The organism is Antarctobacter sp. (assembly GCF_034670325.1).
In the GTDB taxonomy this organism is placed as follows: Bacteria; Pseudomonadota; Alphaproteobacteria; order Rhodobacterales; family Rhodobacteraceae; genus Antarctobacter.
Window position 1 is genome coordinate 206,572 of the sequence record NZ_JAXMNR010000008.1, and the last position, 15,979, is coordinate 222,550.

Here is a 15,979-nt window from a genome sequence, read left to right on the forward strand (position 1 = left end):
AGCCCCGTTCTGCCACCGAGGGCGATTTTCAATGCCTGCGGCTGGTGCGCTTGCGCTGTGCGGCCCGTGCCGGGACAGCACCAAGGTCGGGGGGGCGGCACGCCTCTGTTACTCGACAGACGTGCGGGTGCCTGCCATGCTGGTTGGGAAAGGAACCCTGCCGATGCGCGTGTTTCCCTGCTTTGCCAGTGCTGCTTTGGTGGCTGCCATATTTGTCGCCCCCACTGTGACGGGAGCCGGGGAAAGCTGTACCGAGGACGCGATGATCGTCTTTGACGGCTCTGGCAGCATGGCCGAGATCGGCTACAACGCCATAGGCGTGCCGCGTATATCAGAGGCGCGCACGGCGATGCGGCAGGTGATCCCCTCTATTGCGACGGTGCGGCGGCTGGGTCTGGTGATTTACGGCCCGTCCGGGGACCGGACCTGTGAAAACACCGACTTGCGGTTCTCACCGCAGTGGCAAGCGGGGCCGCGCATCATCGCCGATGTGGACGCATTGCGCCCGGCGGGCGGGACATCCCTGACGGAAAGCGTGCGGCGGGCGGCGGAAACGCTCGACTATACCCGCCAGCCGGGGACCGTAGTCCTTGTGACAGACGGCAAGGAAACCTGTGGTGGCGCGCCTTGCCTGCTGGCCGCCGAGATCGCAGCGATAGCACCGGGGCTGACGGTGCATGTCATTGGTTTCAAGGTGCGCAGTGACCATTTCGACTGGGCCAAACCGGACGATCCGGGGGCCACCACGGTGGCCCGCTGTCTGGCGGATCGGACCGGCGGGCGCTACGTGAGCGCCGAAACCGTGGATCAACTGATCGGCGCGCTGCGCACGACGCTGGGCTGTAATGTGTTGGGCGCGCTGGACATTGGCGCGGCGCGGCGGTTGCCTTAACGGGCCGTGCGCGCTGTACCCCCCAAAGTGCTGCCCGGCTTTCCATGCTTTACGACGCCACAGCCAGTCGGCATGCTGGATCTGCGCGCGCCGCCGATTGCGCGGGCGACACTGTTTTTTTCAGGAGGTTTTCATGAACAAATCGTTTTTGTCAGTTGCTTTTGGCACAATCTGCAGCCTTGGCCTGTGCGCCCCGGTGTTGGCGCAGGAGGTGTCCTTCGAGGTCAATCGGGCGGATGAGGTCGTCGAGGTCGAGGCGAGCCATGCGGTGACGCTGGACTTTGCCGCGCCGTTTTCCGAACTGTCGATCGGCGATCCGGATATTTCGGACATCAGTTCGCTGAGCGACAGGTCGGTCTATCTGCTGGGCAAATCCGTGGGCAGCACGACGCTGACGCTGATCACGGACCACAATCCGCCCGATATCAGCCATCTGGTTGTGGTGGTCTATCGCGACATCGCCCCGATGCAGGTTTTTCTGGAGAAAAGCGTCGGTGGTGTTGCGCTGGAGCGTAACGGCGTGGTGGTGACGGCGCTGGGTTGCGTGGCGGATGACCGCCAGCAAAGCGCCTTGGAGGGGGTTGTGAGCCAGCTAAAGGCATGGGGATATGTGACGCTGAGTGATGTGGGAGCCTGCTGAGCCGGACCTTTGGAGCGGCAACAAAAAAGACCCCGCCGGGAAGGCGGGGTCTGGTCTTCGGGTCCGGCTTGAAGGGGCCGGTTACTTCGGGATGTCGCCGGTGATGCCTTCGACGTAGAAATCCATGCCCAGCAGGGTGCCGTCATCGGCCACTTCGCCCTCGGCCAGCCAGACCGAGCCGTCGGCCTTGTTCAGCGGGCCGGTGAACGGGTGGTAGTCGCCCGCCGCGATGGCATCCTTGAGCGCCAGCGCCTGTTCCTTGACCTCTGCCGGAACGGCGTCGGAAATCTCACCGATGCCGACCATGCCCGGGCCGATGCCGTCCCATGTGTCGGTCGAGACCCATGAGCCGTCCATCACCGCCTGCACGCGGTCGATGTAGTAGGGGGCCCAGTTGTCGATGATCGACGAGACGCGCGGCATGGGGGCGTAGTCGCCCATGTCAGAGGCCTGACCAAAGGTGATGACATTGCCCGCCTCTGCCGCGGCGGCCTGCGGCGCGGTAGAGTCGGTGTGTTGCAGGATCACGTCCGCGCCGTTTTCGATCAGCGCGCGGGCGGCGTCGGCCTCTTTGGCCGGGTCAAACCACGTGAAGGCCCAGATGACCGAGAATTCGACATCCGGGTTCACCTTCTTGGCGTGGATGTAGGCGGAGTTGATGCCGCGAATGACCTCGGGGATCGGGTAGGAGGCGATATAGCCGATCTTGTTGGTCTTGGTCATCGAGCCCGCGATGTGGCCCTGAATCGCGCGGCCTTCGTAAAAGCGGGCCGAGTAGATCGACACGTTGTCGGCGGTCTTGTAGCCGGTGGCGTGCTCGAACTTCACGTTCGGGAATTTGGCAGCCACGGACACCGTCGGGTCCATGTAGCCGAAGGAGGTGGTAAAGATGATGTCGGCACCGGACAGCGCCATCTGGGTGATCGCGCGCTCTGAATCGGCGCCCTCGGGAACGCTTTCCTGATAGATCGTCTTGACCTTGTCGCCAAAGGCATCTTCGACGGCCAAACGGCCCTTGTCGTGCTCATAGGTCCAGCCGCCGTCGCCGATCGGGCCGACATAGATGAAGCCTGCGGTGACTTCCTGCGCGGCGGCGGCAGAGCCAAAGCCGAGGGTCAGCGCAAGGGCGGCGGTGGAGAGGAGGGTTCTTCTGTTCATGGGGGTCCCCTGTTGGAGTGGTTTTTTGAGTGAAGGTTGGCCTCAGGACGAGGCGTGGAACGGGCGGCCCAGAGAGGCGGGCGCGCCATGTGCGCCCAAGGCCGAGATGATCACCAGAACGATGATCGTGACAAGATAGGGCGAGGCTGACAAGAGGGCGACCGGCACATCTGCCCCCGCCGCCTGAAGGTTCAGTTGCAGCACGGTGACGCCGCCAAAGAGATACGCGCCGACGGCCACGCGGCCCGCGCGCCAGCTGGCAAAGACCACGATGGCCAGCGCGATCCAGCCTGCGCCGGCGGTCATGCCTTCGGTCCATTGCGGCACGCGCACAAGGCTGAGGTAGGCCCCGCCAAGACCCGCGCAGGCCCCGCCGAACAGGATGGCGATCAGGCGGATGCGCACCACCTTGTAGCCCAGCGCATGGGCGCTGTCGTGGCTTTCGCCCACCGCGCGCAGGATCAGCCCGGCGCGGGTGTATTTCAGAAAGGACCAGACGCACGCGACCAGCACAAGGCTGAGATAGACCATCAGATCGTGGCTGAACAGCATCCGCCCCACGACGGGCAGGTCCGAGAGCAGGGGGATGTCCAGTTTCGGCAGGGTGGGGCTTTTCATGCCCTCATAGGGTTTGCCGATCAGGCTGGACATGCCCAGACCCACAAGTGTCAGGCCAAGGCCGGTGGCGACCTGGTTGGACAGCAGGAACTGGGTCAGCACGCCAAAGGCCAGCGACAGCACCGCAGAGGCGACGGCGGCGGCAAGAAAGCCAGCGGCGGGTGAGGTCGAATTGACCGCCACGGCAAAGCCGACCACCGCGCCGGTGATCATCATGCCCTCGACCCCAAGGTTCAGCACGCCGGATTTTTCCACCACCATCTCACCGATGGCGGCCAGAAGGATGGGTGTGGCCGAGACCATGATCGAGGCGATCAGGAGGACGGGGTTGATCGAGCTCAGGTCCATAGGGCGTGTCCCGTGGCTGCCGGAGAAAGGGGGCGCTGCCCCCCTGCGCCTGCGGCGCAGTCCCCCCGGGATATTTTTGGACAGAAGAAACGGCTGCTGTGGGTCATGCGACCTCCCTCCGGCCGAAGCGCAGGCGGTAATTGGTGAAGACGTCGACGCCCAGCAGGAAGAACAGCAGCATCCCCTGGAACAGCTGGATCGAGGCCCCTGGCACACCCAGCATCAGTTGCGCCAGTTCGCCGCCGATATACGTCAGCGCCATCAGCAGTCCGGCCAGAAGGATGCCGACTGGGTTCAATCGTCCAAGGAAGGCAACGATGATGGCGGTGAACCCGTAGCCCGAGTTGAAGTCGATCGAGATTTGCCCCGCGGGGCCGGTGACCTCGAACAGGCCCGCCATCCCGGCCAGAAGCCCCGAGATGCCAAGGCAGATCAGCACGATGCGCGCCGGGCGCACGCCCGAGAAGCGCGCGGCGCGGGGTGCCTCGCCGGTCAGGCGGATGTTGTAGCCAAGGATATGCCGGGTCAGCAGGACGTAGGCGCCGATCACCGCGATGAAGGCAAAGACCACGCCCCAGTGCATGCCCGTGCCCGAGAAGATCTCGGCGTTATGGGCGGCGTCCCATTGTTTGAAATTGCGCGACCCGGGAAAGCCGCGGCCCTCGGGGTTGCGCAGGAGGCCGGTGGCGACCGAGCCGAGGATGGTTTCGGCCACGTAGACCAGCATCAGCGAGACGAGGATTTCATTGGTGCCAAAGCGGGTTTTCAGGACCGCCGGGATCATCGCCCAGACCCAGCCCCCCAGCGCGCCCGCGACAATCATCATCGGAAAGATCAGAAGACTGTCGGACGGGTAGAGCGCCAGACCGGCGGCGGCACCGCAGATGGCGCCCATGATGTACTGGCCCTCGGCGCCGATGTTCCAGATCCCAGCGCGAAAGCCGATGGATAGGCCAATGGCGATCAGGATCAGCGGTGCGGCCTTGACCAGCAGTTGAGGCCGCGTGAACCCGGCGAATTGCGTGTTGAAGATCGGGTCCCAAAAGATGGTGCGGATCGCCTCGAACGGGTTCGCGCCAAGGGCCGCGAACAGCAATCCGCCGACAAACATGGTCAGCAGCACGGCCAGCACCGGGGCCAGAAAGGTCCAGCGCCGCGATGGTTGGGGGCGTTTTTCCAGCCGGATCATGGGCGGCCTCCGGTGCGTGTCGGGAGAGGCGAATTTTCGGCGAAAATTCGGGCCCCGGTCGAGCGGCGGTCAGACATCCACATGCGCCACCTCCATGTCATGCGCGCCACCCATCATCAGGCCGATCTGTTCGATATTCAGGCTGGCAACGGGACGCGTGGGCGATAGGCGCCCTTCGTTCAGCGCGCCGAACCGGTCGGAAACCTCCATCAGCTCATCCAGATCCTGACTGATGACCACAACCGCCGCCCCCTTGGCGGCCAGATCGAGGACCGATTGGCGGATAAAGGCGGCGGCGGCGGCGTCCACGCCCCATGTGGGCTGGTTCAGCACCAGAACCTGCGGTCCTTGCAGGATTTCGCGCCCGACGACGAATTTTTGCAGGTTGCCGCCCGACAGCGCGCGGGCGGCCGTGCCGGGACCGGGCGTGCGCACGTCAAAGTGGCCGATCACCTCTTCGGCAAAGCGCCGCGCCTTGCCCCACGAGATAAAGCCGCGGGTCAGCATACCTTCGCTGCGCGCGGCTGTCAGCACGCCGTTTTCGATCAGGCTCATGTCCGGGGCGGCGGCATGGCCCAGCCGCTCTTCGGGACCGGACAGCACCCCCATCCCGCGCCGCGCAATCGGACCGGCGCGGCTGATATCCTTGCCGTCGAGGAGGATGCTGCCGGTGGGGGCTTCGCGTTCGCCCGAAAGCGCCGACAGCAGTTCATCCTGCCCGTTGCCCGCCACGCCACCAATGCCCAGCACCTCACCGGCGCGGACCTCAAAGCTGATGCCGCGCAGCGGGGTGCCAAAGGCGCCCGGCGCGGGCAGTTGCAGGTCGCGCACCGCCAGCAGCACCTCGCCCGCCGTGCCGCCACGGGCCTGTGGTGTGGCAAAGCTGGACCCGACCATCATCTCGGCCATTTGCCGGGCCGAGGATTGCGATGGAATGCAAGTGTCCACCTTCTTGCCCAGCCGCAGGATGGTGGCGTTGTCACACAGGGCGCGGATCTCTTCCAGCTTGTGCGAGATATAGAGGATCGAGGTGCCTTCGGCCTTCAGCTTACGCAGGGTTTCGAACAGGATGTCGACCTCTTGCGGGGTCAGCACGCTGGTCGGTTCGTCCATGATCAGCAGGCGTGGGTTCTGCAACAGGCAGCGGATGATCTCGACCCGCTGGCGTTCGCCCGCCGACAGCGTGCCGACGGTGCGCCCGGGGTCCAGCGGCAAGCCGTAGGTTTCCGACACCTCGCGGATCTGGCGGGCAAGGTCGGACATCGGCGGCGGGGTTTCCATCCCGAGGGCCACGTTCTCCGCCACGTTGAGCGCGTCGAACAGCGAGAAATGCTGGAACACCATGGCGATCCCGGCGCGGCGCGCCTCGGACGGTTTGGCCGGTTCATAGCGCGCGCCGTCCAGCTGCATCTCCCCCTTGTCGGGGGCGACCAGCCCGTAGATCATCTTGACCAGCGTCGATTTGCCGGCGCCGTTCTCGCCCAGCAGGGCGTGGATTTCACCGCGCCCGATGTCAAACGACACGGCGTCATTGGCAATCACGCCGGGATAGATCTTGGTCAGGCCCCGGAGGCTGAGGAGTGCATCGGCCACGCCTTGTCATTCCTTGTTTTTTGCAAACTGAGTAGCTGGGAGGCAGTGCCGATGGCAATGGCCTGCGGGTGTTTGCCGAGGTCTTTCTGCCCGATCGGACAGCAGATGGCGTCGATTTGGGCAGGGGTGTGGCCCAGCGCGGCCAGCCTGTTGTGAAAGCGGGCCTTTTTCGTCTCGGACCCGATCAGCCCGCAAAAGCCGAACCCGTGTCGCAGCGCCGCGTGGCACAGCGACAGGTCCAGCTCATGGCTGTAGGTCAGGATCAGATGCGCTGCGTCTTTCGGGGCCAGCGCCATGGCGCTGGCCGGCGCAGGGGTCGGCAGGATAGTCACGCCGTCCTGCGGGGGTGCGGGAAAACGCTCTGCCCCGGTGTCCACCCAGGTCAGTTTGAACCCCGGCAGCGGGGCCAGGGTTGAGATCAGGGCGCGCCCGACATGGCCCGCGCCCCAGACCCAGACATGAAGCGCGGGCGGCGCGACAGGTTCGATCATCCAGCCCTGCACCAATTGCGGCTCCGGTGCCTCACCCCGGGCGCGGGCCCGGTCAAGCACACGGTGGACGGCAAGCGGCATGTCACCGGCCCCGCGGGCGACCACGTCGCGGTCATCCAGCGCAGCGAGGGCGGCGGCATCAAACTGTTCGGTCAGCAGCGTTACTGCGCCGCCGCAACACTGACCCAGCGCTGGGCCCAGCGGATGGCGCGTCAGCCCCTTTTGGTCAAAGGCCTCGCGTGCGGCGGCAAATTCCAGCGCGCCGCCGCCGATGGTGCCGCTTTGCCCGGTGCCGCCCCGTTCCGGCCAGACCAGCATCGCAGCGCCCACCTCGCGCGGGGCAGAGCCCGCCACCTCGGCCACCACAACCCGCGCCACCCGGCCATGGGCGGCAACGGCGCGGCGCAGGGCGTCAAGGTCAAAGCTCATGCCCGCACCCGCCCGATGGCCGCCAGCACCCTCTCGGGCGTCGCGGGCGCATCCAGCGCCGGATAGACCGAGCCGCAGGCGCCCACCGCATCCGACAGCGCCATCAGGGCCGACACCCCCAGCATAAAGGGCGGCTCGCCCACCGCCTTGGAGCGATAGACCGTTTCCTCACGGTTTTCTCCGTCCCAAAGCGCGACGTTGAACACCTCCGGCGCGTCCGAGCAGGCGGGGATCTTGTAGGTCGAGGGGGCGTGGGTGCGCAGACGCCCCTTGTCGTCCCAGACCAACTCCTCGGTCGTCAGCCAGCCCGCGCCTTGCAAGAACCCGCCCTCGACCTGACCAATGTCGATGGCTGGGTTCAGGGATTTGCCGGCATCATGCAGGATATCGGTGCGCAACATCCGGTTTTCGCCGGTCAGGGTGTCGACGACCACCTCTGTGCAGGCCGCCCCATAGGCGAAATAGTAGAACGGCCGACCGTCGCCGCGCAGCCGGTCCCATGTGATGCCGGGTGTCTTGTAGAACCCGGTGGCTGACAGGCTGACGCGGCCCGCGTAGCAAAAGGCTGCCGCTTCGGCAAAGCGCATCTCCTGCGCGCCCGCCCGCACGCGCCCGCCGTCAAAGATCACCTCATCGGGGCGGCACTGGTGCATCTGGGCCAGATGCTCTGCCATGCGGGCGCGCAGCGTCTCGCAGGCGATCCTGACCGCAGCCCCGTTCAGGTCCGATCCCGAAGAGGCCGCCGTGGCCGAGGTATTGGGCACCTTGGCGGTGTCGGTGGCGGTGATGCGCACGGTCTCGACCGGCACGCCAAAGACATGGGCCGCCACCTGCGCCACCTTCTGGAACAGGCCCTGTCCCATCTCGGTGCCGCCGTGGTTCATGGCGATGGATCCGTCCTGATAGACATGCACCAAGGCACCCGCCTGATTGAGATGCGTCAGGGTAAAGGAAATCCCGAACTTGACCGGCGTCAGCGCCAGCCCCCGCTTGAGGACCGTGTTGGCGGCGTTCCATGCCGCGACATCCGCGCGCCGCACCGCATAGTCACAGGATTTCGCCAGCGCGTCGGTCATCTCGTGCAGGATGAAATCGGTCACGTCCTGTCCATAGGGCGTGACGTTTCGCGGCTTCTTCTTGGTGAAAATACCTCCGGGGGGGCTCGGCTTGTCCGAGTGGGGGGCAGCGCCCCCCTCCGACCTGTCGTAATAATTCGCCCGCCGGATCTGTAGCGGGTCGCGGCCCAGCACGTGGGCGATATGGTCCATGACCCGCTCGACCCCGACCACGCCCTGCGGCCCGCCAAAGCCGCGAAAGGCGGTGGCGCTTTGGGTGTTGGTCTTCAGGCGGTGCGACTCGATCCGCACGGCGGGCAGGAAATAGGCGTTGTCTGCGTGCAACATGGCGCGGTCCGCCACCGGCAGCGACAGATCCTGTGCCCAGCCGCAGCGGGTGTAGTGCAGGAACTCGATGCCCTCGATCACCCCGTCATTGTCCACGCCCGCGCGATAGTCGATGCGGAAATCATGCCGCTTGCCGGTGATGATCATGTCATCGTCGCGGTCATAGCGCATCTTCGCGGGCCGTCCGGTGGCCGCTGCAACCACCGCGCAGGCGATGGCCAGCGCGTTGCCCTGACTTTCCTTGCCGCCAAAACCGCCGCCCATGCGCCGGGTTTCCACCCGGACGTTGTGCATCGACAGGTTCAGCGCATCCGCGACCTTGTGCTGGATCTCGGTCGGATGCTGGGTGGACGACACCACATGCATGTCGCCGTCTTCCTGCGGGGTGACCAGCGCGGCCTGACCTTCGAGGTAGAAATGCTCTTGCCCGCCCATCTCGATGGTGCCCTCGACGCGATGGGCGGCGTTGGCGATGGCGGATTCGGTGTCGCCCCGGGACCAGATGCGGGGGCCTTCCTCAAACCGGCTGTCGGCGGCCAGCGCCTGTTCGATGGTCAGGATCGGCGAGGTCGCTTCGGTTTCGATCCCGGCCAAGGCCACCGCCTTGCGCGCGGCAAGGTGGCTGTCGGCGGCGACAAGGAACAGCGGCTGGCCCTGATAGTGGATGCTGCCGTCCGACAGCATGGGCTCATCGTGGTTCGACGGGGAACAATCGCAGTCTGACGGCAGGTCGGCGTGGGTCCAGACGCCAACCACACCGGGGGCGCTGCGCACGGCGTCAAGATCCAGCGCGGTCAGCCGTCCGGCGGCGATGGGAGAGAGGCCAAAGGCAAGGTGCAGGCAATTGGCCGGTGTCGGGATGTCATCGACGTAACGCGCGCGGCCGGTGACATGCAGGCGGGCGGCGTCATGGGGCAGGGGTGTGTTCACGCTCATGGGCGGACCTCCAGCACGCTGGTGGCGTGGCCCTGATCCTCGGCGAGCGCGCGGCGCAGCATGTTGCGTGCCGCGGTCAGGCGGTAGCCGGCGCTGGCGCGCATGTCCGACATCGGGGTGAAATCCTGCTCCCACGCGGGGGCGGCGGCGTCTACCGTGACCTCTGTCCAAGGCCGCCCGGTGATCGCGGCCTCGACCTGTGTGGCGCGTTTGGGAATGCCCGCCATACCGCCAAAGGCGATGCGGGCGCGGGTGACGATGCCGTCGGTGATGGTCAGGTTGAAAGCGCCACAGAGGGCGGAAATGTCCTGATCAAAGCGTTTCGACAGCTTGTAGACGCGCAGGGTGTCCGGGCCTTTCGGGATCGAGACGGCCTCGACAAATTCCCCTTTGGCGCGGTCCTGTTTGCCGTAGTCGAGAAAGAAGTCCTCGATCGGCAGGGCGCGCCGGGTATCGCCCCGGCGCAGGTGCAGGGTGGCCCCCAGCGCGATCAGGGCGGGCGGGTTGTCCCCGATGGGCGAGCCGTTGGCGATGTTGCCGCCGATGGTGGCGGCGTTGCGCACCTGGGTGGACCCATAGCGGCGGATCATCTCGGCGTAGCTGGGCGAGTGAACCTTCATCAGCGCGTGGACGCGGTCCATGGTGACGCCTGTGCCGATGCGGATCTCGGTGTCCGTTTCGGTGATCTCTTGCAGGTCGGCGCAGCGGTTGAGGAAGATCACGCTGTCCAGATCGCGCAATTGTTTGGTCACCCAGAGGCCGACATCCGTCGCCCCGGCCACCAGCGTGGCCTTGGGCTGCGCGGCGTAGAGGTTTGCCAATTCATCAGCGGATGCGGGGGCATGGACGTTTGGAGGGGGGCTGTCTGCCCCCCGCCCGGCTGCGCCGGACCCCCCCGAGGATATTTCGGGACAGAAGAAATCCTGATCGCCCTTGAGCCAGTCCGGTGCGGGCAAATCAGCGGCGGCGCGGGCGGCGCGCAGAATCGGCGCGTATCCGGTGCAGCGGCACAGGTTGCCAGCCAGCGCGTCGTTGTGGTTGGTGTCGCCGTTCAGATGCGCGGTGGCCATGGAGACAGCGAAACCGGGCGTGCAAAAGCCGCATTGGCTGCCATGGAAATCGACCAGCGCCTGTTGCACCGGGTGCAGTTGCCCGTCCGGACCGGACAGCCCCTCGACCGTGCGCACCGCCTTGCCGTGCAGTTGTGGCAGGAACAGGATGCAGGCGTTGAGTGCCCGCGTGCCATTTGCATCCGTCACCATGACAGAGCACGCGCCGCAATCGCCCTCATTGCAGCCCTCTTTGGTGCCGGTGAGGCCGCGCTTTTCGCGCAGCCAGTCGAGCAGCGTGAAGGTGGCCGGAACCTCTCGCAGGTCCACGCTCTCTCCGTTCAGAAGAAAGGTGATGTTCATTTGTCCAGTGACCCGCCGCCTTACCGATTGCCCCGGACTGGGCCCCCGGATCGGTCCGGGGGGCGCGCCTTCGATGCGGCGTAGAAAGCGCGCGTCCCTGATGTTCGGCGTTCAGGCTAGGCGCGGGGTGCCCGGATTGGCAAGGAAAAATCGCTGCTTTTGGTGGCAGGCGCGGGGGGCGCGGCGCTGATTTGGGCGCTCAGAGCGTCTGCGCAAGCGCCTCCATCTGTTTCGCCGCTGTGCCCCAGCCGCCTTCAAAGCCCATATCGGCGTGGGTCTTGCATCCCGCCGCGTCGGCGTGGCGGACGGTGGCGCTGTAGCGGCAGCCCTCGTTTTCCGGCGCAAGGGTGATTTCGACGGTGAAGGCAAAGCTGCCGGGTGCGTCGAGCGTCACGGGGCGAAACCCGGTGTGCATGGTGTTGGTCCAGACCAGTCGGCGGTCCGGTTCGGCCACGAGAAGGCAGCCTTCGCCGGGCATGTCGCCCATTTCGGGGATACGCATGACGGTGAAAAAGCGGCCGCCGGGGCGCGGGTCTAGCACCGCCTCGATGGTTTCGACCGGTTTGGGGGCGAACCATTGTTTGAGCAGTTCTGGCTCTGTCCAGCAGCGCCAGACGCGGGCGGGGCTGGCATGGATCAGCCGGTCAAGGCGCAGGTCGAGCGTGGGGTCAAAGTCTGTTTGCGGCGACGGGGTGGCGGTCATGTGCAGGCTCCTTGTGCGGGGCGAGGGTGTGGAGGTCAGCCGTGCGCTTCGGCGAGGTGGACAAGGTTGTCGAGCCCGCCGTTCCAGCCGATCTTGTAGTCGTCGAACAGCGCCGGGCCGCTCAGGCTGGCGATCTGGAGGGTGACGGACAGCAGGCACCCCTCAGCGGTCGCGCTGACCTGCTGCGTGATGAGCGAGACCGAGACCGGCCCGTCGCCCATATCAAGGGTTTCGGTGCAGATCAGGCGGCCGGGGGCGTCGACGACATGAAAGTCGGTGGTGACAGCGAAATGAGGGGCCTCTTTCGGGCCGCAGCGCGATACTTCGCGCCCGCCGGGGCGCATGTCGAAGATGTCTATGATCACAGTGACATCGTCATTCGGCGCGCCCCAGGTTTCGCGCGCCGCCCGGTCCGTCAGGAGGTGGAACAGGCGGTCGGGCGGACAGGCAACCTTGCGTTGCAGGGTCAGTGTTTCGAAATCCATCACTTTTCTCCGGGGTCCATGTCTTCTGCGAGGGCCGCCAACCGATCAAGGCGGCCTTCCCACAAGGCGCGTTGGCGTGAAAGCCAGTTTTCCACTTCGGCCAAGGGGGCCGCTTCGATATGGACGATGCGGGTGCGTCCGCGTTTCAGCGAGCGGATGAGGCCCGCCGCCTCCAGCCTGCCAAGGTGTTTGAGGAAAGAGGGCAAAGCCATGTCGTGATCCCGGTGCAGGTCAGAGACCGGGGCCGGGCCAGACATCAGCCGTTCGATCACCGCGCGGCGGGTCGGATCGGAGAGGGCGCCGAAGAGTGAGTCCAGATGGTTAGCCATATGGCTATCTATTCCGGCGCGCTCGCCTGCGTCAAGAGAAACTTAGCCAGTTGGCTAGGTTTTGCGCTTGGCGTCGGACAGCGTATCGCGCAGGGCGGCGATTTCTTCGGCCACCGGACCAGAGGGGCAGGCGGCGCGTTCCGACCACGCCATGAACCGTTCCAGCAAGGGCAGGAAGGTGGCGATTTCCTCGGGTGTCCAGTCCTTGAGGTAAGACCCGAGCACGAGAAACTTGTAACTGCGCACGGCTTCGATGGCGCGTTTGCCCGCGTCGGTCAATTCCAGCACGGCGCGCCGTGCGTCCTGCTGGCTGACCGCGCGGCGCAGGAAGCCGCGCTTGATCAACTGGCTGGTCAGGCGGCTGGCGCGCGAGGGGTCGATATTGAGTCGGGTGGCCACGGTCGAGACCATGGTTTCCTCACCCGAGGTATCGCGGAATTCATTGGACGGTGCCCAGACGGCCATCAGCACGTCCAGTTCGGCCAGCTCGATTTGCAGGTCCAGATCCTGCAGGGCGCGCAAGCCCAACTCACGCTTGAAGATCTTGCGGCGCCAGACCTGCAAGATCGCGTCGACGTCCAGAGCCGCCTGCGTGACGTCCGCGCCGATCCCGGCGCGTTCCAGCTGCGCCTTCAGTTTGTCATCCCGTGCGCCCATGCAAACCCCGTTGTGCGAAACCGCATGCTTTCGACAAAAGCGTGCTGTTGACATGTATTTGTCTCTGGCACATATCTAGTGCCAGTTCAGAACCGATGCAATCCTTGTGCCTGCCCGGATCATTCCGCGTGCGGGCCGGGGGGCGCTGTTTCGCAGTTTCGCTGTTTCAAGGATTTTCTCATGTCGCTCGCCGAAGCCCCTGACATTCCTACAATTGAGCGCCCTGACCCCGCGACGCTGCGCCTTGCGCTGGCCGCCATCGGGGCGACGCTGTTGTTTGCCTCGCTCGGCCAGACCATTGTTTCAACCGCCATGCCGGTCATGGTCGCCGACCTTGGCGGGATGGATCATATCACATGGGTGATCACCGCCTATCTGCTGGCCTCGACCATTGGGGCGCCGGTGGCGGGAAAACTGTCCGATCTCTATGGTCGCAAGGCGGTCTTGCAGGGCGGTATCCTGATCTTTGTGGTGGGCGCGGTGATCTGCGGCACCGCCGGCTCGATGGGCACGGTGATTGCCGGGCGCGTGGTGCAGGGCCTGGGCGGCGGCGGGCTGATCGTGACCTGCATGACCACCGTGGGCGACCTGATGCCCCCACGAGAGCGCGGCAAGGCGCAGGGCTATCTTGGCGCGGCCTTTGGCGTGTCGACGGTGATCGGGCCGCTGATGGGCGGGGCCATCGTGCAGAGCATCGGCTGGCACTGGGTCTTTTTCGTCAATCTGCCCGTGGGTGTGCTGGCCTTTGTCGTGCTGAACCGCGCGCTGCCCACGCCGGTTGAACGCTCGGACAAGCCGGTGGACTATCTGGGGGCGCTGTTGCTGGCGGCGCTGCTGGGCAGTGTCGTGCTGGTGCCCCAGGTGGCGGGCACCTATGGCTGGAGCGGTCTGCCGACGGTGGGTCTGATCCTTGGCCTGATCCTTGCCCTGAGCGGCTTTGTGATGACAGAGAAGCGCGCGCAAGAGCCGATCCTGCCGCTGTCGCTGTTCTCCAACAACACCTTTCTGGTGGTCAATGCGGTGGGTTTTCTGGTCGGCATGGGCATGTTTGGCACGATCACCTTTCTGCCGCTGTTCTTGCAGATGGTCAAAGGCGTGACCCCCACCGCGTCGGGTCTGTTCCTTGTTCCGATGATGGGCGGTCTGATCCTGTCGTCCACGGTGGCGGGCCGGATCATGTCGTCGACCGGGCGGTACAAACTGATGCCGACGCTGTCGACGGGTCTGCTGGCGCTGGCGATGCTGGCGATGTCGCGGCTTGATGCGGACAGCGCGTTGTGGGTCATCGGGGCCGTCATGGTCTTGGTCGGCCTTGGCCTTGGGCCGGTTTTTGCGGTCGGTGTGGCGGCGATCCAGAATGCTGTGCCGCACTCCATGATGGGGGTTGGCACCGCCTCGACCAACATGTTCCGCCTGATCGGCGGGTCGGTCGGCACGGCGGTCTTTGGCGCGATGTTCAGCGCGGGGCTGATGCGCAATCTGGCGGATGCCTTGCCGGGTGACGTGTCGGGCGGGATCGGCGCGCTGGGTGCGGAAGTGGTCAATGCGCTGCCCGCAGAAACGCAGGCTCGGGTGCTGGACGGCTTTTCCGATGCGCTGCACCCGATCTTCTGGGCGGCGGCGGCAGCGGCGCTGCTGGCCTGCATTGCCTCGATGTTGCTGCGGGAAGAGCCTTTCGCGGACGGCTAACCCGCGCGCGCGTCAGCGCGGGTCTGTCGTCATGAACCCGGCGATCCGGTCGATGGCCGAGGTGACATTGAGAATGCCGTTGTGACCGCCGTTTTCAAACACGTCCAACCGGGCCCTGGGCCAGGTCTCGGCAAGGGGCCGCACTTTTTCGACCGGGGCGGCGTAATCGTTGAGCGCTTGAACGATCAGCAAGTCCTCTTTCCGATCCTGCGCGACGGGACGCCATGGTTTGTCAATGGCGCAAGGCGCGCCAAGCGCGTCCACCCGCGCCACAAACCGGTCAAGGCAACGGCCCGACAGACCGTATTGCCGACCGCCGAGGCGGATCAGTCCCGGCAAGTCGAGCGGGACCGAGATCAAGGCAAGCTTCTGGCAGGCAACGCCCCGCTCCAGCGCGTGAAACATGGCGTTTGCGGCCACACAATGGGCAACGATACCGTCATAGGGACCTTCACTCCGGGCGGCCCGGCAGATCGAGTCGACCATGTGCCTCAGGCTGCAGATCCGGCGCGCGGCATGGCCGTGGCCCGGAAAGATCAGTATGTCGACGGCGGCGCCGCGTTTTTGCAGGGCGCGGACGACGCGGGTGAATTGCCGGATGTGTCCATCGTGGCCCGGCGCGATGAGCACGCGTGGTCCCCCGGGACGCGATATGGCGAAACGGGATCGCAACAGCGCGGTATCCTCGCCCAGATCAAGAACCTCGAACCGGCGTGACAGGCCGGACAGCGTGTCGATCACCGATTGATCCGAGGTCAGGTAACGGCGGGCAAGCTGGTCGGCGGTCAATCTGGGGGCCAGCGCGGTGGCAGATAGCAGGACCGTGCGGCGCAGCGCGGCCCGGAATCCCGGTTGCTGAACGGGGATAGGGGGGCTGTCGTCGGCCTGTGGGCGGGGCATTCTGTTGGCGTTTAACTGCATGGCGCTGATCCGAAGTACTGCTGCCGAAACGTGAAATTCCACGTTTACGACTCAACCTGTGGGGTGAAGATGGCGCAAATTGGACC

15 protein-coding genes are annotated in these 15,979 nt (G+C 65.5%); 3 read left to right on the plus strand and 12 right to left on the minus strand.

Annotated elements, in window-relative coordinates; translation table 11 throughout:
- The first annotated feature begins 136 nt into the window (after positions 1–136).
- Positions 137–892 (plus strand): vWA domain-containing protein, encoded by a 756-nt coding sequence (locus VOI21_RS19620; RefSeq protein WP_323771655.1) that lies wholly within the window; start codon positions 137–139, stop codon positions 890–892.
- A gap of 133 nt (positions 893–1,025) precedes the next feature.
- Positions 1,026–1,532 carry a pilus assembly protein N-terminal domain-containing protein gene (locus VOI21_RS19625; protein WP_323771656.1) on the plus strand — a complete coding sequence of 169 codons (507 nt, stop codon included), beginning with the start codon at positions 1,026–1,028 and terminating at the stop codon, positions 1,530–1,532.
- A gap of 81 nt (positions 1,533–1,613) precedes the next feature.
- On the opposite strand, the gene VOI21_RS19630 is transcribed toward VOI21_RS19625, so the two are convergent.
- From VOI21_RS19630 to VOI21_RS19680, 11 genes are all read right to left on the minus strand, one after another.
- The gene (locus VOI21_RS19630; RefSeq protein ID WP_323771657.1) at positions 1,614–2,690 is read right to left on the minus strand and encodes a BMP family ABC transporter substrate-binding protein; all 1,077 of its coding nucleotides are present in this window, start codon (positions 2,688–2,690) and stop codon (positions 1,614–1,616) included.
- Positions 2,691–2,732: 42 nt separating this feature from the next.
- Positions 2,733–3,656, minus strand: a complete 924-nt coding sequence (locus VOI21_RS19635) for an ABC transporter permease (protein ID WP_323771658.1) — start codon at positions 3,654–3,656, stop codon at positions 2,733–2,735.
- Positions 3,657–3,759: 103 nt separating this feature from the next.
- Positions 3,760–4,845 (minus strand): ABC transporter permease, encoded by a 1,086-nt coding sequence (locus VOI21_RS19640; protein WP_323771659.1) that lies wholly within the window; start codon positions 4,843–4,845, stop codon positions 3,760–3,762.
- Positions 4,846–4,914: 69 nt separating this feature from the next.
- On the minus strand, positions 4,915–6,438 hold the full coding sequence (locus VOI21_RS19645; RefSeq protein WP_323771660.1) for an ABC transporter ATP-binding protein: 1,524 nt from the start codon (positions 6,436–6,438) through the stop codon (positions 4,915–4,917).
- A complete protein-coding gene (gene xdhC / locus VOI21_RS19650) occupies positions 6,405–7,358 on the minus strand; it encodes a xanthine dehydrogenase accessory protein XdhC (RefSeq protein ID WP_323771661.1) in 954 nt (317 codons plus the stop codon). The genes VOI21_RS19645 and xdhC overlap by 34 nt, the downstream gene beginning before the upstream one ends.
- Positions 7,355–9,697 carry a xanthine dehydrogenase molybdopterin binding subunit gene (xdhB, locus tag VOI21_RS19655; protein WP_323771662.1) on the minus strand — a complete coding sequence of 781 codons (2,343 nt, stop codon included), beginning with the start codon at positions 9,695–9,697 and terminating at the stop codon, positions 7,355–7,357. The genes xdhC and xdhB overlap by 4 nt, the downstream gene beginning before the upstream one ends.
- Positions 9,694–11,109: a xanthine dehydrogenase small subunit gene (xdhA, locus tag VOI21_RS19660; protein WP_323771663.1), complete on the minus strand. Its 1,416-nt coding sequence runs from the start codon at positions 11,107–11,109 to the stop codon at positions 9,694–9,696. Before xdhA ends, xdhB begins: the two co-directional genes overlap by 4 nt.
- A 199-nt stretch (positions 11,110–11,308) precedes the next feature.
- On the minus strand, positions 11,309–11,812 hold the full coding sequence (locus tag VOI21_RS19665; protein WP_323771664.1) for an SRPBCC family protein: 504 nt from the start codon (positions 11,810–11,812) through the stop codon (positions 11,309–11,311).
- Positions 11,813–11,847: 35 nt separating this feature from the next.
- On the minus strand, positions 11,848–12,297 hold the full coding sequence (locus tag VOI21_RS19670; RefSeq protein ID WP_323771665.1) for an SRPBCC domain-containing protein: 450 nt from the start codon (positions 12,295–12,297) through the stop codon (positions 11,848–11,850).
- A complete protein-coding gene (locus tag VOI21_RS19675; RefSeq protein WP_323771666.1) occupies positions 12,297–12,626 on the minus strand; it encodes a metalloregulator ArsR/SmtB family transcription factor in 330 nt (109 codons plus the stop codon). Before VOI21_RS19675 ends, VOI21_RS19670 begins: the two co-directional genes overlap by 1 nt.
- Before the next feature lie 54 nt (positions 12,627–12,680).
- The gene (locus VOI21_RS19680) at positions 12,681–13,283 is read right to left on the minus strand and encodes a MarR family transcriptional regulator (protein WP_323771667.1); all 603 of its coding nucleotides are present in this window, start codon (positions 13,281–13,283) and stop codon (positions 12,681–12,683) included.
- Positions 13,284–13,463: 180 nt separating this feature from the next.
- Between VOI21_RS19680 and VOI21_RS19685 the strand changes: the two genes are divergently transcribed.
- Entirely contained in the window at positions 13,464–14,972 is a 1,509-nt protein-coding gene (locus VOI21_RS19685) for an MDR family MFS transporter (protein WP_323771668.1), read from the plus strand.
- 12 nt (positions 14,973–14,984) lie between these two features.
- Here VOI21_RS19685 and VOI21_RS19690 read toward each other — a convergent pair whose 3' ends face one another.
- A complete protein-coding gene (locus tag VOI21_RS19690; RefSeq protein ID WP_323771669.1) occupies positions 14,985–15,893 on the minus strand; it encodes a hypothetical protein in 909 nt (302 codons plus the stop codon).
- Between the last annotated feature and the right edge of the window lie 86 nt (positions 15,894–15,979).

Bases quoted from the DNA above. Each gene is read 5' to 3' on its own strand.
- VOI21_RS19635 (WP_323771658.1), bottom strand. From the start codon at position 3,656: ATGGACCTGAGCTCGATCAACCCCGTCCTCCTGATCGCCTCGATCATG.
- VOI21_RS19690 (WP_323771669.1), bottom strand. From the start codon at position 15,893: ATGCAGTTAAACGCCAACAGAATGCCCCGCCCACAGGCCGACGACAGC.
- VOI21_RS19665 (WP_323771664.1), bottom strand. From the start codon at position 11,812: ATGACCGCCACCCCGTCGCCGCAAACAGACTTTGACCCCACGCTCGAC.
- VOI21_RS19685 (WP_323771668.1), top strand. From the start codon at position 13,464: ATGTCGCTCGCCGAAGCCCCTGACATTCCTACAATTGAGCGCCCTGAC.
- VOI21_RS19670 (WP_323771665.1), bottom strand. From the start codon at position 12,297: ATGGATTTCGAAACACTGACCCTGCAACGCAAGGTTGCCTGTCCGCCC.
- xdhC (WP_323771661.1), bottom strand. From the start codon at position 7,358: ATGAGCTTTGACCTTGACGCCCTGCGCCGCGCCGTTGCCGCCCATGGC.
- VOI21_RS19640 (WP_323771659.1), bottom strand. From the start codon at position 4,845: ATGATCCGGCTGGAAAAACGCCCCCAACCATCGCGGCGCTGGACCTTT.
- VOI21_RS19680 (WP_323771667.1), bottom strand. From the start codon at position 13,283: ATGGGCGCACGGGATGACAAACTGAAGGCGCAGCTGGAACGCGCCGGG.
- xdhA (WP_323771663.1), bottom strand. From the start codon at position 11,109: ATGAACATCACCTTTCTTCTGAACGGAGAGAGCGTGGACCTGCGAGAG.
- VOI21_RS19630 (WP_323771657.1), bottom strand. From the start codon at position 2,690: ATGAACAGAAGAACCCTCCTCTCCACCGCCGCCCTTGCGCTGACCCTC.
- VOI21_RS19620 (WP_323771655.1), top strand. From the start codon at position 137: ATGCTGGTTGGGAAAGGAACCCTGCCGATGCGCGTGTTTCCCTGCTTT.
- VOI21_RS19625 (WP_323771656.1), top strand. From the start codon at position 1,026: ATGAACAAATCGTTTTTGTCAGTTGCTTTTGGCACAATCTGCAGCCTT.
- xdhB (WP_323771662.1), bottom strand. From the start codon at position 9,697: ATGAGCGTGAACACACCCCTGCCCCATGACGCCGCCCGCCTGCATGTC.
- VOI21_RS19675 (WP_323771666.1), bottom strand. From the start codon at position 12,626: ATGGCTAACCATCTGGACTCACTCTTCGGCGCCCTCTCCGATCCGACC.